We start from the raw sequence: 14,943 nt of genomic DNA on the forward strand, positions 1-14,943 counted from the left end.
ACGCGCCGGTTCCTTGCTCGGATTTGGCCGCAATCACTTGGCTGGCACCGCTGCGGCTATGTCCAGGTTCAGTTCCGTGACATTGACGGACGGCTGGCCCAGGAAGGCCTCGAGTCCCGTGACCGTGCGGCGGTCCACCATGGCCTGCACGGTTTCAGGGCTCAGCCCGTGTGCCTTGGCCACCCTCGGCACCTGGAGCCGGGCATAGGCGACCGAGATCTGCGGGTCCAGCCCTGAACCGCTGGCCGTCACGGCATCGGCGGGGACGTCGGACTCTTTGACCCCCTCTGCGGCGGCGACGGCGGCACGGTCGGTTTTGACGGCGTCGAGCAGTTTGGGATCGTTGGGTCCCAGGTTGCTGGCAGTGGATGCCCCCGGGTCCCACTTGGCCGCCGAGGGACGGGCGTGGAACCACAGCGGGCTCTGGGTGCCGGCGTCGTTGGCAGATACTTGGGCAATGAGGGCGGAAGCGGCAGGCCTTCCGGCCGCGTCCCTCACGATGGAGCCATTGGCTTGGAAGGGCGCAACGGCCTGGCCGATACCGAAAATCGCCAGCGGGTAGATCAATCCAAGGACCACGGTGGCCAGGAACAGAAACCGCAGGGCCGTTCCTGCTTGCCGAAGATAGCCGAAAAGGGTGTTCATGGTTGTCTCCTAGCCGATGCCGGGGATGAGGGAAATGAGCAGGTCGATGAGCTTGATCCCGATGAAGGGAGCCACAAGCCCGCCGAGGCCGTAGATGACCAGGTTCCTGGCCAGCGCCTGGTTCGCCGAGACAGCGCGGTACTTGACGCCGCGCAAGGCGAGTGGAACCAGCGCGATGATGATCAAGGCATTGAAGATCACCGCGGACAGGATGGCCGACGACGGCGAGGCCAAGCCCATGATGTTCAAGAGCCCGAGTCCAGGAAAAGCGCCCGTGAACAGGGCTGGAACGATCGCGAAGTACTTCGCCACGTCGTTGGCGACCGAGAACGTGGTCAGGGCGCCACGGGTGATGAGCAACTGCTTGCCGATGCCCACAATGTTGATGAGCTTGGTGGGATCCGAGTCCAGATCCACCATATTGGCGGCCTCCTTGGCGGCCGGAGTGCCCGAGTTCATGGCGACTCCAACATCCGCCGCGGCCAGGGCGGGGGCGTCGTTGGTACCGTCGCCGGTCATGGCCACCAGCCGGCCGTGGGCCTGTTCGTCCTTGATGACGGCCAGCTTGTCTTCGGGTGTGGCCTCGGCAACGAAATCGTCAACGCCGGACTCGGCCGCGATCGCCTTGGCCGTGATGGGGTTGTCGCCCGTGATCATCACCGTCCGGATGCCCATCCGGCGCAGTTCGGCAAAGCGGGCGTGCATGCCCGGCTTGACCACATCGGCGAGGTGGATAGTGCCCAGGACCCGGGCTCCGCCGTCGTGCCCGACGCCGGCCACCAAGAGCGGGGTGCCGCCCTGGGCGGAGATTTCCCGCACCGTGCGGTCCACTTCGGCGGGAGTCTGGCCGCCGGCATCCGCCACGAACTTCGCGACGGCGGTTGCGGCGCCCTTGCGGATCTTCCGTCCGTCGAGATCCAGGCCGCTCATACGCGTGCTGGCGCTGAACTCGACAACTGCGAACTCTTCCGAGCCCCTCAAGAGAGCGGCAAGGTCCGGGCCGCTGACGCCCTTTTCCGCCGCGAGATCCACGATTGAACGGCCCTCCGGCGTCTCATCGGCCAGGCTGCAGAGGCGGGCCGCTTCAATGAGTTCGGTCCGCTCGACGTCGTGGGCGGGGAAGAAGTTGACCGCGCGGCGGTTGCCATACGTGATGGTCCCGGTCTTGTCGAGCAGGAGCGTGGTGATGTCTCCCGCGGTTTCCACGGCGCGGCCGGACGTGGCCAGGACATTGTGCTGCACCAAGCGGTCCATGCCGGCGATGCCGATGGCCGGCACGAGCGCGCCGATCGTCGTCGGGATCAGGCAGACAAGCAGCGCCACCAGCACGATCGGCGATGGCGTTGCCCCCGGCAGGGAAGCGAACGGCGCCAGGCTCATCGTGACCACCAGGAAGACGATAGTCAGCGAGACAAGGAGGACGTGGAGGGCGATTTCGTTGGGCGTCTTTTGCCGGACGGCGCCTTCCACGAGCTTGATCATCCGGTCAATGAACGTTTCGCCGGCTACCGCCGTGATTCGAACGGCGATGCGATCCGAGAGGACCTTGGTGCCGCCGGTCACCGAGGAACGGTCACCACCGGATTCGCGGATGACGGGCGCCGATTCCCCGGTGATGGTGGATTCGTCCACGCTCGCCAAGCCTTCGATGATCTCGCCATCGGAGGGGATAACGTCCCCGGCTTCGCACATGACGACGTCGTTCTTCCGCAGCTCTGTTCCCGGCACTTCCTTGAGGGTGCCATCCTCCAGCCGAAGCCGGGCAACGACACCTTTCCTGCTGGCCCGGAGACTGTCTGCCTGGGCCTTGCCACGGCCCTCTGCGATGGCCTCTGACAACGTGCCGAAGAGCACCGTCAGCCAAAGCCAGATTGTCACCGAGATGCTGAACACTGCCGGCTTGAGGATGCAGATGGCCGTGCAGAGAGCCGCCCCGACCAGCACGGTGAACATCACGGGAGAGTGGATCATCTGGCGTGGCCCCAGCTTCCGTACTGCAACCGGCAGGGCGGTCCGGATGCTGGCAAGGTCGAGCTTGGCCGGCGCCTTGGTGTGGTGCTTGTGTTCCCCCGGAGTGCCCAGGGGATTTCCGTCTGCGTAAGTCTGGGCGGCGGTGTCCGAGGCTAATGCCGTGTTGGACCGGGTCATTTGAGGAGTCCTTCTGCGAGGGGGCCCAGGGAGAGGGCCGGGAAGTAGCTCAAGGCGGTCATGATCACCGTGACGCCGAGCAAGAGGGAACCGAAAAGCCAGCCGTGGGTGGGGACAGTACCGGACGACGCCGGGATCCGGGGCTGTTTGGCCAAGGAACCGGCCAAGGCAAGGACCAACACGATGGGCAGGAATCGGCCAAACAGCATGGCGAGGCCGATCATGGTGGACAGGTACGGCCCGGAGCTGGTGATTCCGCCGAAGGCCGAGCCGTTGTTGTTGGCTCCGGAGGTGAAGGCGTAGAGCACTTCGCTGAATTGGTGCGGGCCGGAGGCCGGTGCGTTGGCCATGGCGTACGGGAGCAGGACCGTGATCCCGGCGAGCGCCAGGACCACCACCGGCGTCACGAGGATGTACATCGCGGTGAGCTTCATTTCCCGGGGTCCTATCTTCTTGCCCAGGAATTCCGGAGTGCGGCCCACCATCAAGCCGGCAATGAACACCGAGACAATGGCGAGGATGAGCAGGCCATAGAGCCCTGATCCCGTGCCGCCGGGGGCAACTTCACCGAGCATCATGTTCACCATGGCGATCCCGCCTGCCAGGGGCGGTAAGGAATCGTGGGCGACGTTGATAGCTCCAGTTGAAGTCAACGTGGTGGCCGTGGCGAAGATTGAGCTCTGGGCCGCGCCGAAGCGCTGCTCGAACCCTTCCCCCAAACCGCCGGCGGCCGCCGTCGCGGTCCCCTGGGCTCCGGCAAAAGCCCAGCCCATCAGCACGGTGGACGCCAGCCAGAGTGCGCCCATGACACCCACTACCGTGTACCCTTGCCGCTGGTCCCCCACCATGCGGCCATAGGCATATGGCAGGGCGGAAGGGATCAGCAAGATCAGGAAGACCTCGAACATGCTGATGAAGACGTTCGGGTTCTCGAAGGGGTGCGAGGAATTGGCATTGAAATAGCCGCCGCCGTTGGTGCCCAGGATCTTGATGGCTTCCTGGGAGGCTACCGGCCCACCGGGGATGGTCTGGGTGACACCTGCTGCCTGGTTGACGACGTCGGTGGCCCAGAAATTCTGCACCACACCGCCGATCACCATCACGATGGCCGCGAGCGCGGCCATCGGCAGCAGCACACGGAAGGAGGTGCGTGCCAGATCCACCCAGAAATTTCCGAGCCTGTCCGTCCGGGTTCGCGCGATACCGCGGATCAGGGCGACCACCACCACGATTCCGACGGCGGCAGAGAGGAAGTTCTGCACGGCCAGCAGGCACATCTGTACGAAGATGCCCACGGTGGACTCAGGGACGTAGGTCTGCCAGTTGGTGTTCGTGGCGAAGGAGATGGCCGTGTTCATGGCCGTCCAAGGGTCTACACCGGGGAGGGAATTGTTCCCGGGCAGGACGCCTTGGAGCCGTTGGAGCAAGAACACCACCAGGATGGACACGGCAGAGAAGACCAGGACACTGCGCAGGTTGATCGACCAGCTCTGCTCAGTTTCCGGGTCAACCCCGGACAGCCTGTAGAACAGCCTCTCCACACGGGTTGACTTCTTGCCCTCAAAGACGCGGACAAGATAGCTGCCCAGCGGCTTGTGCACCAAGACCAGCAGCAAGAGCAGGACGGCCACCTGGGTGACGAAGGAGGAAATGCTGAAAACCATCCGGGATCACCACTTTTCCGGGTGGATCAAGACGGCCAGAAGGTAGCCGAACAGGCACAGGCCTGCAATGAACAGGACCAACCACATCACGGCGTCCGCGCTCACTGCCCGCTCACCGGCCCATCGCCGTCGACGATTTTGCCCAGAAGGTGGGCAACCCACATCACGATCCCCATGGACGCCACGAAGATCCCCACAACAGCCACGTCGGCCATTGGAACGTCCTTTCATCCGCGCCCCGTTTGCGGGGCTGATGCCAGTCAACTCCTTGGTCGGCGGCGAAAATCGGTTCCTGATGGTTCCTTAACACCGCAGGGCCGAATCTTGACGGCTTCTTAACAGGTGCGGCTTCTTGACGGGCGCGCTGCAGCTTCCGGGGCACCACCGTTAAGGATTCATCAAGATCGCCTTCAACCAGCGAAAAGACCGGTAGTCGGTGTTATCTTCAGCATGATCGCGGTGCCTGCGCGTCGCGCGGAAAGGACACCATGACTACCTTGAGCAGGCCGCCGGCTGATCCTTCGGCACCACGGCCCGGGGGCATGGCCTCCTTGCGGACATGGCTGCTGTTCGGACTGCAGGACTCCAAAGGATCGCACCAAGGCCCAGGCGCGGTGGGTGATCCCCATCTGAAGAAGCATTCGTGGTGGCAGGTCATGTGCCTCACCGGCGTCGATTATTTCTCCACCCTCGGCTACCAGCCGGCCATCGCAGCCCTGGCTGCGGGAGTGATCTCCCCCTTGGCCACCATCGTCCTCGTGGCCGTCACCTTGCTAGGCGCCCTGCCTGTGTACCACCGCGTAGCAGGGGAAAGCCACCGCGGCGAGGGATCCATAGCGATGCTTGAGCGCCTCTTGCCACGCTGGGGAGGGAAGCTCCTCGTCCTCGTTCTCCTCGGGTTCGCGGCAACGGACTTCATGATCACCATGACCCTCTCGGCCGCGGACGCCACCGCGCACGCGATCCAAAATCCGCTCGCCCCCGCTTGGCTGCAGGGACAGAACATCCTGGTGACCTTGTTCCTGTTGGCCCTGCTTGCCGCCGTATTCCTGCGCGGATTCAAGGAAGCCATTGGCGTGGCCGTGGTTCTCGTCGTGATCTACCTGGGCCTCAACGTCGTCGTCGTCTTCTCAACGTTCGTGGAGGTGTTCGACCATCCGGTCGCAGTGGGCGACTGGTGGCATGCACTATCTACCTCCCACGGAAACCCGTTCATGGTGATCGGCATCGCCCTACTCGTGTTTCCCAAACTCGCACTGGGCCTGTCCGGTTTCGAGACCGGCGTCGCCGTGATGCCCCAGATCCGTGGACGTGCCTCGGACACCGAGGACAACCCGGCCGGACGGATCAAGGGAACCCGCCGCCTCCTGACCACTGCGGCAGTCATCATGAGTTCATTCCTGATCGCTACCAGCTTCACCACGGTCGTGCTCATTCCGGATCAGGAATTCCAGCCCGGCGGCCAGGCCAATGGACGCGCGCTGGCATTCCTGGCGCACCAATACCTCGGTGTGGGCTTCGGCACCGTCTACGACCTCAGCACCATCGCCATCCTGTGGTTCGCGGGCGCCTCCGCCATGGCCGGGCTGCTGAACCTGGTCCCACGGTATCTGCCGCGCTATGGAATGGCACCGGGATGGGCACGGGCGGTGCGCCCACTGGTGTTGGTGTTCACCCTCATCGGGTTCCTGATCACTTTCCTTTTCAACGCCGACGTCGACGCCCAAGGTGGTGCGTACGCGACCGGCGTGTTGGTGCTCATGACATCGGCTGCCGTTGCCGTGACCCTTTCCGCGCGCCGCTTGAGGCAGAGCAAGCGCACTGTCGCGTTCGGCATCATCGCCATCGTCTTCATCTACACCACCATTGCCAACATCTTCGAACGTCCCGAAGGCATCCGGATCGCCGCGATCTTTATCGTGGGAATCATCGTGATTTCCCTGCTCTCCAGGATCCGGCGCTCCTTCGAGCTGCACGCCACCCACGTCCATCTGGACCGCCAGGCGCTGGAATTCATGTCCACCAACTTGAGCGGCCCGATTGCGCTCATCGCCCACGAACCCCTCCGCCTCACGGCTGAGGCCTACCGGGACAAACTCACCTCGGCGATCGAGGTCAGCCACATACCGGTGGATTACCAGGCGCTCTTCCTGGAGGTGATCGTTGACGATTCCTCCGATTTTGAAACCGCACTCGAAGTCCACGGGGTGGTTCGGCACGGACACCAGATCCTCGAAGTCCACGGCCCCGTTGTCCCCAACACCATCGCCTCGGTGCTGCTGCACATCCGCGACGTGACGGGCCTCATGCCGCACATCTACTTCCGCTGGACCGAAGGGAACCCGGTCATCAACCTTCTTCGCTTCCTATTCCTCGGCGAGGGGGAAATCGCCCCTGTCACCCGTGAAGTCCTGCGTGAAGCCGAACCCGATGTCAGCCGCCGCCCGTGGGTCCACGTGGGCTGAGCGTTGATACACGGCGCCCAGGCCGCGATGCCGTCAGGGCCGCTCGGGCACCTCGCCGTTCCCTACCGCTTCGATCCAGTCGACCGCCTCGTCCGAGAAGTAGAACCCCGAAGGCCCACTCTCACCAACCCACCAAGCATCGGAAGTAATAACGCCTCCAACTTGGGTGATCTCGGCGACCACTTCCGGGGACACCGCGTCGCCATTGTTCTCGATCAGCCATTTCTGGGTGGACGGCTTCAGCTTCGGCCACCAGTGCTCGATACTCATGGCCGAAGTCTGCCACGTCCATCGTCATTGCTCGAGTCCCCCTCATTAAGAGAGTGCTAAATCTGCCCCTGCCGGCATATGGATCCCATTAAGGTCCGGGAGACCCGCGGTGTTCGGTGATCTGATGAAAGAGAGGAATCCATGGCCAACCGGGCAATGGACTGGTCCTCCGCAGGAGAGATGAATTCACCATGAAGCGCATTGCCTTGATCAAGGGAACGGCACCTGATGCCGCGGTCCCGGGCACGCATCCTAAAGACTACGTCGTGGTCGATGACATCGGCGAGTTCACCTACTACCCGTCCAAGACCGCCATGCTGGAAGACCTCGAGTACGTAGAGGAAGCAGCCTGCATCCTTGACCGGGCAGGCAACGACTGCCGCCTCGCCCTGGATAAGGACAGGAACCTGAGCCTTGGCCCCTCGTTCGGGCCAGTGGAATTCAGTTGGCTCCGCCAGGCATGGATGAACAACCGACACCGGAACCTGCAGGCCCATCGTTTGCAGCGCTTCTTCCCGGCAACCCGGGAAGCCCTTGTTCCCGAATTGTTTGAAACCCTCACCCTCGAGCGCCCACGCAGTGCCAACGGGACACCATGGGTGCTGGAGGTCGGTGGAGAAGAAACGCACCCAGCAACGCTGAGGGACATCGATGGGCTCCTCGCGGGGCTGGATCACCTTGAACAGGCCACGGTGCGGGACCCTTTCGGCCATGAATACCGGCCAGTCCGCCACCAGACACACCGGCACCTCGCCCCAGGCGCGGGATCGATCTACTACGTCGAGATCCACCCTCGCGGGCGCGACCTCCAGCAGTCGGGCGTCCCGCGCTGAGGCACCATTCGCGCGGTGGTAAGGCTCCGAACGGTACGTGGTGGCCGATGAGGTCCGTGACTTCTCGTACTGTCCGTCCGAGGCCGCATGCTTTTCGGCCAAGAACCACAACGACTCCCCCGTGTTGCTGCTTGTGCGGCCGGGGCGGAGGCCAAGGATCCGGCGGCGAACATGAAGATGATGGCACTGACCAATGCGCCTGCGCGTGCTTGCTGGGTGCTCGAATCCCGCCTCGTGCCGACGGGATCTCAATGATTACTGATGCGGTGAAGGCCAGCCAGACAATCCATGCGACGATCGGCAGGAAACTGCCGAAGAGGAACCGGCCGCGGTAGTCGGGCATCGTGAGGAGATGCTGGAGTGTTTCCGTTGATGGCAGCGGATTCCCTGCGACCATGATCAGTGTCGTGGGGATGCCGACGACGAGCACCAGCAGGTCAGGCTATGTCCCGCAAAGATGGCACTCTTCATCTCGCACTCCCCCTAGTGTCCGTGCCTGTTGATGTAGTCCGCCATCCCCGGGACGGTGAAGGCAAGATATCCGCGGCGCGGCGTGTAAACCAGACCTGCCTGTATGAGCGATTGCCGCGGCGCAGAGACCGCTGTCTGGGCCCTGCCCAGTCGCGTGGCGATGTCGGCGACCAATGACGGGTTGTCGCCGTCCCGGGCCATCGCCTTCATGAACTCCTGCTGGGCGGTGGTGGCCCGTTCCCAACGCGACTTATAGAGGCCGGCATCGACCTCGTCTCGCGCTCTCGCGATACCAATCCTGGCGTCTTCCGCATCGATGATTCTGGATGCGGCAACATCCCAGATGTGTTTCCCGCAGGCCTGGACAAAATAGGGGTACCCGCGTGAGACACCCAGGACAATTCCAAGAGCGGCCTCGGTCCAGTTCACCCGTTCACGTCGGGATGGGACTAGCAGGGCTTCCTTGGTGTCTTCCTCGCTCAGCACGTCGAGAGCGCGGTAGAGATACATCCGCTCGGCATAGCTGGATGCCTTTGCAAGGACTGCCGGCAGAGAAGGCAGGCCAGTACCAAGGAACATCAAAGGTACCGGTCGCGGGTCCTGGCCCAATTGGTGAAGCGCAACGTTCAGTGCCGCAAGATCATCCTTGGGCGCCTCCTGCAGCTCGTCCACAGCAAGAAGCACCCCGGTGCCAGCGGCCCGGGCGGCAAGGCCCAGCGACTCAAGCATTTCGGCGACGTCCGTGGAAAGTTGGCCGCTGTCCGCCTTTCCCGCAACTGCCTGGACGTCGAACCCGAATCCATAAACACCGGCGGGGTCCACCTTGATCTGGAAGGACCGGAACACGGAAAAAGTCTCTTTGAACGCCTGCTTGACCTTCTCGGACACCGTCGCCGCCTTACGGAGTGCGACATAAATTTCCTTGGCGAGCTGAACAGCCAACGGCTGACTACCGGAAGCTTCAAGCTTGACGACAACCCAACCAGCGTCAACCGCGTTACGGCCACACTGGTTCAACAACACCGTCTTCCCCACACCCCGGAGGCCGGAAATAATCCACGGCCGCTCACCCTCACCGCTCCCCGCCATCGAGCCAAGAACGCCCATGAAGTCGGACAGCACGGCTGAACGCCCAACCAGCTCAGGGGGTACCCGGCCCGCACCGGGCCGAAAAGGATTCGGAGCATTCAGAATCATAAATCCCACCCTATCCACCTTTATCCAAAAATCAAGATAAATTCGGATAGTACGAACATGTTCTCTTGCGCATTCGCCGTGCGCTTAGGGCGGTAAGGCATCGCGCATTACCGGTGGGAATATCCCCTGTGGAACTGTGGCGGTCACCCGGGCGTAGTGAACCTGGGACGTCGTCACTCATGAACTCACGCTACGTCGCTACCGTTTCGGGAGGAAGGCGATCTTTTGAAGGTCAGAGACGTTGACTGAGAGCTTCATGCCTTGGCTCATGATGCCTTCAACGATCACGTGGGCATCGTATAACTCTCTTGCGCCTTCGATTCCGAATGCCTGATACAACTCGCCTTTTATGTCATGGTCCGTCTGATCGTGAAAAGGTGCCCCTTGTCGTCGCAGTTGATCCACAAGTTCTTTCCTTCGCCGTCATCGTGGGCACTGCTGATCTTGCCCCAGAATGCGCAGACCCCTGGCGGGCACGTCCAGATACAGGTTTTCGGGCAATCGTTGCGGTTTCGTTGTTTCGTGCAAGGGCCCGTTACCTGCGGCTTGATTGCCTCCATTGCGGCGACCTCGGTTGCTGCCGCCCTTTCCGCCTACTGCTGGTGGGTTGAGGGGGCAGGGCTTCGCATAGCGGACTTCCTTGTTCCCTTCTGCTGGGGCGCGGTCCGGCAACGGAGCCCCTGCCCCATTGTTCCGTCCGGTGGGGTCTCCCAGAAAGTCGCAGCCGTCGTCATGCTCGTAGCCCCGCACAACCCCAAAACATGCCTACGCCGGCGGCGCCGTGGATTCGCGGACCACAAGGTGCGTAGCGAGTTCCACCCGCCGCGAGTCCAACGCGTCACCCCGCATTTGGCGCAGGACGAATCGCAGCGCGGCGCGGCCCATCTCCTGGAGTGGCTGGGATACGGACGTCAGCGGAGGGACCGATTCCTCCGCTTGGTAGGTTCCGTCGAATCCCACCACGCTGATGTCCTCCGGGATGCGGATCTTTTGCCGACGGGCCTCGGCGAGCACGCCCAAAGCGATGCTGTCGCTTGCGGCGAAAATTGCCGTTGGGCGCTCTTCGAGTTGAAGCAGGGCCTTCATTCCCGCAACACCATTCTCGGAGCGGAAGGGTCCCGACATGATGTATCGCTCCTCGACGGGCACCCCTTTCGCCATCAGCGCGGCCATGTAGCCGTGTAACCGGGCCTGGTTGCACTCGGCAGCTTCCGGTCCACCCAGATAGGCGATCCTGCGGTGCCCTAGATCCAGCAGGTGCGCCGTGGCAGCCTTGCCCCCGGCCCAGTTGCTGGCGCCGACGCTGACCACGTCACCTGGTGGCGGGTTGAGCGGGTCGATGACAACGATAGGTATCTGCCGCCGTCGAAATGGATCCAACTGGGCCGAACTGAACGCCGAGGTCACCACGATCATGCCGCTGCGGCCTTCATCGACGATTCGCTGCGCCCGCTGCTCGAGGCTCAACTTCGACGCCGATTGCTGCCCGGTGATGTTGAGCAGGACTTCGACGTCGGAGACGGCCGCGTGCTCCAGCACGCCGTTGAGGACTTCCACTCCATACGCCGAATTCAAGGTGTCGAAGACAACCTCCACAACTGGCGGACGGCCGGCGATGTTCTTTCGCTGAAGCGGTGACTTGTATCCCGTCCGCTCCAGCGCGGTCAGGACTTTGGCACGCGTGCCGGCGGCAACGTCCTCGCGCCCATTGACGACCTTCGAGACTGTCGGCATCGAGACGCCCGCCTCCCGGGCGATGGCGGCCAATGTCACCTTGCCGGGACGTTCATTGCTGACCATGGATCCTCAACTCTTTCGAAATATTTCGTCGACACAAGTCTGGGTGGTTGGGCAAGCAGAGTCAACCGCTATTTCGTAAAAGAGTTGAACTTTATGCGTGATTTGCCTTGACGGTGACCCATGCCACAGCTAAATTTGCCTAACGGACCGAAAATATTGTCGAAATATTTCGAAGATTCGGATCAAGCATATTCAGCGGCAGTGCAGCCTCTCCCCTGACGGCCGGACTCCCGAAAGCAAAGCCGGGCAATCAACGTCGAGCCCGGAGGACGAATGGAATTGCAAATGGTAAAACTCACGTTGCGTTCAGCAGCGATCGCCGTTACTGCTGCGGCCGTATCGATCTCCCTCGCAGCCTGCGGATCAAGTGGACCGGCAAGTTCGGCAGGCAACGCCGATTCGGCCACCATGTGGGGCCTCACGGGCGGTAACCAGCCCGTACTCCAGAAGTCCATCGATGCATGGAACAAAGCCCACCCGGACGAGGCCGTCAAGCTCGATTTCTTCGCGAACGACGCGTACAAGACCAAAGTGCGCACCGCCGTCGGCGCCGGCCAAGGACCCACCTTCATTTACGGTTGGGGCGGTGGCGTGCTGAAGTCCTATGTCGACGCCGGCCAGGTGGCCGACCTGTCGGACTTCGTATCGTCAAACCCGGATGTCAAGAACCGCTACCTGCCGTCCGTGCTCAAGAACGGCGTGATCGACGGCAAGACGTATGCCCTGCCCAACAACAACGTGCAGCCCGTGGTCCTGTACTACAACAAGGAAGTCTTCGATAAGATCGGCGCCCAGGCCCCCAAGACCTGGGATGAACTGATGGCCCTGGTGCCGAAGTTCAAGGCCGCGGGAATCGCTCCCTTCTCCCTGGGCGGCCAATCCAAGTGGCCTGACTTGATGTGGCTCGAATACCTCGTGGAGCGCATCGGCGGACCCGATGTCTTCGCGAACATCGCCGCCAACAAGCCCGGCGCCTGGTCCGATCCTGCCGTCAAGGAAGCCCTGAGCAAGATCCAGGACCTGGTCGACGCCGGCGGATTCGCCAACGGCTTCTCCTCCATCGCCGCCGACAGCAACGCAGACCAGGCCCTCCTCTACACCGGCAAGGCCGCCATGATCCTGCAGGGTGGCTGGATCTACCAGGGCATGAAGAAGGACGCCGCGGACTTCGTCAAGAACGGAAAGCTGGGCTACGTCACCTTCCCCACCGTTTCCGGCGGCAAGGGCGATCCGGCCAACGTCGTGGGCAACCCTTCCAACTTCTGGTCGATCTCTTCCAAGGCCACTGATAGCCAGAAGAAGGCAGCCCTCGACTACGTCAAGAGCGGAATGTTCACCGACGCCGACACGCAGGCCTTGATCGACTCCGGAGCCGTTCCCGTGACCACGGGCATCGAAAGCAAACTGGCCGCATCGCCGGACAAGGACTTCCTGAGCTACGTGTACGGCATGGCCAAGAACGCCCCGAGCTTCACCCTCTCCTGGGACCAGGCCCTCAGCCCCGCCCAGGGAGACGCCATGTTGGCGAACCTGGACCAGATCTTCCTGAAGAAGATCAGCCCCGATCAGTTCGTCTCGACCATGAACGCAACGATCGGAAAATAACCAGTGTCTACCTCAACCGGTTCTTCCCGGCGGGTCCTTGAAAGGGGCCCGTCGGGGTGGCTGGCCGCACCAGCCCTCGTCTTCTTCCTCCTCTTCGCCATCATCCCGCTCTTCGGCGTGCTCTTCCTCAGCTTCACCAAATGGGACGGGCTGGGCGAAATCAAGCTGGACGGCTTGTCCAGCTGGACCACGGTCCTGACTGATCCCGTCACCGGCAATGCCCTGTGGGTCACCGCCAAGATCATGTTCTTCTCGTTCATCGTCCAGGCTCCCATCAGTTTGCTCCTCGGAGTCTTCACTTCCGCATCCCAGAAATACCGCGCGGCCCTCGCCGTCCTCTACTTCGTGCCGCTGCTGCTGTCCTCCGCGGCCGTCGCCATCGCTTACAAGGCCCTCTTGGACCCGAACTTCGGCCTCGGTCCGGGCTTGGGTCTTCCATTCCTCGCCCAGGACTGGCTCGGCAACTCGGATCTGGTGCTGTTCGTCGTCGTGTTCGTCATCGCTTGGCAGTTTGTCCCGTTCCACACGCTCATCTACCAAGGCGGCGTACGCCAGATCCCGGCGTCGCTCTACGAAGCGGCCCAAATCGACGGCGCCGGGCGCGTCCAGCAGTTCTTCGCCATCACCCTGCCCCAGTTGAAGTACACCATCATCACGTCCTCCACCCTCATGGTGGTCGGCTCACTGGCCTACTTCGACCTCGTCTTTGTCCTCACCGGCGGAGGCCCGGGCTATTCCACGCGGCTGCTACCGCTCCACATGTACCTGACCGGCTTCAAGGCCAATGACATGGGAGCGGCGAGCGCCCTGGGCGTCATCCTCGTGGTGATCGGACTTGCCCTGGCCCTCCTCCTGCAAAGACTCGGTGGCAAGAACCGCAACGCAAGCCAATTGGAAGGTGCCTGATGGCTTCCACAACCCAGATTCCCGCACCGCCGGCAAGGCGCACCGCGCTAAGCAACAAGCAAGGCCACAATCATGGCCAGCGATCAAAAGGCGCCAAAGGCCCCGGACGGCTCCGCCCCAACTATCTGGGCGGCCTGGGCGGCTGGCTTTGGTTGGCGATCATCATCGTTCCCATCTACTACGTGGTGGTGACCAGCCTGAAGAACCAGGCCGGGTTCTTCACCTCGAACCCGATGATGCCGCCCACCGAGCCGACCCTGGACAACTACAAGCTGGTCCTGGACAACGACTTCGCCATGTACTTCTTCAACAGCCTGGTGGTCACAGTCGGCAGCGTCGTGCCGGCGCTCCTGGTCTCGTTCATGGCCGCCTACGCGATCGTCCGGGGCAAGGGCCGGTTCCTGACGTGGACGAACAACACGTTCCTCCTTGGCTTGGCGATTCCATTGCACGCCACGATCATCCCGATCTATTGGATGATCACCAAGGCGCATCTCTATGACACCTTGTTGGCGCTGATCCTCCCCTCCATCGCGTTCGCCATTCCTATTTCCGTCCTCATCTTGAGCAACTTCATGCGCGATGTTCCCAACGAGTTGTTCGAGTCCATGCGGCTCGACGGATGCTCGGACTGGGCCATGCTGTGGCGACTCGCGCTGCCCATGACGCGCCCCGCCGTCGTGACTGTTGGCATCTACAACGCGCTGGGAGTCTGGAACGGGTTCCTGTTCCCGCTGATCCTGACCCAGAGCCCGTCCACCCGCGTTCTTCCGCTGTCCTTGTGGACTTTCCAGGGCGAATTCAGTGTCAACATCCCCGCCGTACTGGCGTCCGTGGTGCTCGCCACCTTGCCGCTGCTGGTCATCTATGTGGTGGCCCGCCGCCAGCTGCTCAGCGGACTGACCGCAGGATTCAGCAAATAGCCAACGCTTCTTGAAA

12 protein-coding genes are annotated in these 14,943 nt (G+C 62.4%); 5 read left to right on the forward strand and 7 right to left on the reverse strand.

The features are described from left to right. Positions 1-33: 33 nt before the first annotated feature. The 4 genes from kdpC to AC1DJW_RS18910 are packed head-to-tail and all read right to left on the reverse strand — an operon-like array spanning position 34 to position 4,562. On the reverse strand, positions 34-645 hold the full coding sequence (gene kdpC, locus AC1DJW_RS18895) for a K(+)-transporting ATPase subunit C (protein WP_390281899.1): 612 nt from the start codon (positions 643-645) through the stop codon (positions 34-36). Positions 646-654: 9 nt separating this feature from the next. After that, positions 655-2,793, reverse strand: coding sequence for a potassium-transporting ATPase subunit KdpB (gene kdpB / locus AC1DJW_RS18900; protein ID WP_390281901.1), 2,139 nt, complete (start codon positions 2,791-2,793; stop codon positions 655-657). Continuing rightward, positions 2,790-4,457 (reverse strand): potassium-transporting ATPase subunit KdpA, encoded by a 1,668-nt coding sequence (gene kdpA / locus AC1DJW_RS18905; RefSeq protein WP_476902166.1) that lies wholly within the window; start codon positions 4,455-4,457, stop codon positions 2,790-2,792. Before kdpA ends, kdpB begins: the two co-directional genes overlap by 4 nt. Before the next feature lie 6 nt (positions 4,458-4,463). After that, entirely contained in the window at positions 4,464-4,562 is a 99-nt protein-coding gene (locus AC1DJW_RS18910; RefSeq protein ID WP_078107172.1) for a potassium-transporting ATPase subunit F, read from the reverse strand. 383 nt (positions 4,563-4,945) lie between these two features. Here AC1DJW_RS18910 and AC1DJW_RS18915 point away from each other — a divergent pair, with 383 nt between their 5' ends. Continuing rightward, complete coding sequence (locus tag AC1DJW_RS18915; RefSeq protein ID WP_476902167.1) at positions 4,946-6,922, forward strand: APC family permease; 1,977 nt, start codon at positions 4,946-4,948, stop codon at positions 6,920-6,922. Between the two features lie 33 nt (positions 6,923-6,955). Here AC1DJW_RS18915 and AC1DJW_RS18920 read toward each other — a convergent pair whose 3' ends face one another. After that, positions 6,956-7,192: a hypothetical protein gene (locus AC1DJW_RS18920; protein ID WP_284751520.1), complete on the reverse strand. Its 237-nt coding sequence runs from the start codon at positions 7,190-7,192 to the stop codon at positions 6,956-6,958. A 191-nt stretch (positions 7,193-7,383) separates the two neighbouring features. On the opposite strand from AC1DJW_RS18920, the gene AC1DJW_RS18925 reads away from it, so the two are divergent. Beyond that, the gene (locus AC1DJW_RS18925) at positions 7,384-8,025 is read left to right on the forward strand and encodes a hypothetical protein (RefSeq protein WP_284751521.1); all 642 of its coding nucleotides are present in this window, start codon (positions 7,384-7,386) and stop codon (positions 8,023-8,025) included. A gap of 483 nt (positions 8,026-8,508) precedes the next feature. Here the strand turns inward: AC1DJW_RS18925 and AC1DJW_RS18930 are convergent, their stop codons facing one another. Both AC1DJW_RS18930 and AC1DJW_RS18935 read right to left on the reverse strand, forming a co-directional pair. Next, complete coding sequence (locus tag AC1DJW_RS18930) at positions 8,509-9,693, reverse strand: ATP-binding protein (RefSeq protein WP_459342214.1); 1,185 nt, start codon at positions 9,691-9,693, stop codon at positions 8,509-8,511. Between the two features lie 765 nt (positions 9,694-10,458). After that, positions 10,459-11,493, reverse strand: a complete 1,035-nt coding sequence (locus AC1DJW_RS18935) for a LacI family DNA-binding transcriptional regulator (protein WP_390281908.1) — start codon at positions 11,491-11,493, stop codon at positions 10,459-10,461. A 285-nt stretch (positions 11,494-11,778) separates the two neighbouring features. On the opposite strand from AC1DJW_RS18935, the gene AC1DJW_RS18940 reads away from it, so the two are divergent. From AC1DJW_RS18940 to AC1DJW_RS18950, 3 genes are read left to right on the forward strand one after another with little or no spacing between them, the layout of a single operon-like run. Beyond that, the gene (locus tag AC1DJW_RS18940; RefSeq protein WP_476902168.1) at positions 11,779-13,098 is read left to right on the forward strand and encodes an extracellular solute-binding protein; all 1,320 of its coding nucleotides are present in this window, start codon (positions 11,779-11,781) and stop codon (positions 13,096-13,098) included. A gap of 3 nt (positions 13,099-13,101) precedes the next feature. Next, positions 13,102-14,004: a carbohydrate ABC transporter permease gene (locus AC1DJW_RS18945; RefSeq protein ID WP_459342211.1), complete on the forward strand. Its 903-nt coding sequence runs from the start codon at positions 13,102-13,104 to the stop codon at positions 14,002-14,004. Beyond that, positions 14,004-14,927 carry a carbohydrate ABC transporter permease gene (locus AC1DJW_RS18950; RefSeq protein ID WP_476902169.1) on the forward strand — a complete coding sequence of 308 codons (924 nt, stop codon included), beginning with the start codon at positions 14,004-14,006 and terminating at the stop codon, positions 14,925-14,927. The genes AC1DJW_RS18945 and AC1DJW_RS18950 overlap by 1 nt, the downstream gene beginning before the upstream one ends. The last annotated feature ends 16 nt before the right edge of the window (positions 14,928-14,943 follow it).

Source organism: Arthrobacter sp. 05L417 (genome assembly GCF_056397865.1).

Coding starts and splice junctions, on each gene's coding strand:
- kdpC (WP_390281899.1), bottom strand. CDS start 645: ATGAACACCCTTTTCGGCTATCTTCGGCAAGCAGGAACGGCCCTGCGG.
- kdpB (WP_390281901.1), bottom strand. CDS start 2,793: ATGACCCGGTCCAACACGGCATTAGCCTCGGACACCGCCGCCCAGACT.
- kdpA (WP_476902166.1), bottom strand. CDS start 4,457: ATGGTTTTCAGCATTTCCTCCTTCGTCACCCAGGTGGCCGTCCTGCTC.
- AC1DJW_RS18915 (WP_476902167.1), top strand. CDS start 4,946: ATGACTACCTTGAGCAGGCCGCCGGCTGATCCTTCGGCACCACGGCCC.
- AC1DJW_RS18920 (WP_284751520.1), bottom strand. CDS start 7,192: ATGAGTATCGAGCACTGGTGGCCGAAGCTGAAGCCGTCCACCCAGAAA.
- AC1DJW_RS18925 (WP_284751521.1), top strand. CDS start 7,384: ATGAAGCGCATTGCCTTGATCAAGGGAACGGCACCTGATGCCGCGGTC.
- AC1DJW_RS18930 (WP_459342214.1), bottom strand. CDS start 9,693: ATGATTCTGAATGCTCCGAATCCTTTTCGGCCCGGTGCGGGCCGGGTA.
- AC1DJW_RS18935 (WP_390281908.1), bottom strand. CDS start 11,493: ATGGTCAGCAATGAACGTCCCGGCAAGGTGACATTGGCCGCCATCGCC.
- AC1DJW_RS18940 (WP_476902168.1), top strand. CDS start 11,779: ATGGTAAAACTCACGTTGCGTTCAGCAGCGATCGCCGTTACTGCTGCG.
- AC1DJW_RS18950 (WP_476902169.1), top strand. CDS start 14,004: ATGGCTTCCACAACCCAGATTCCCGCACCGCCGGCAAGGCGCACCGCG.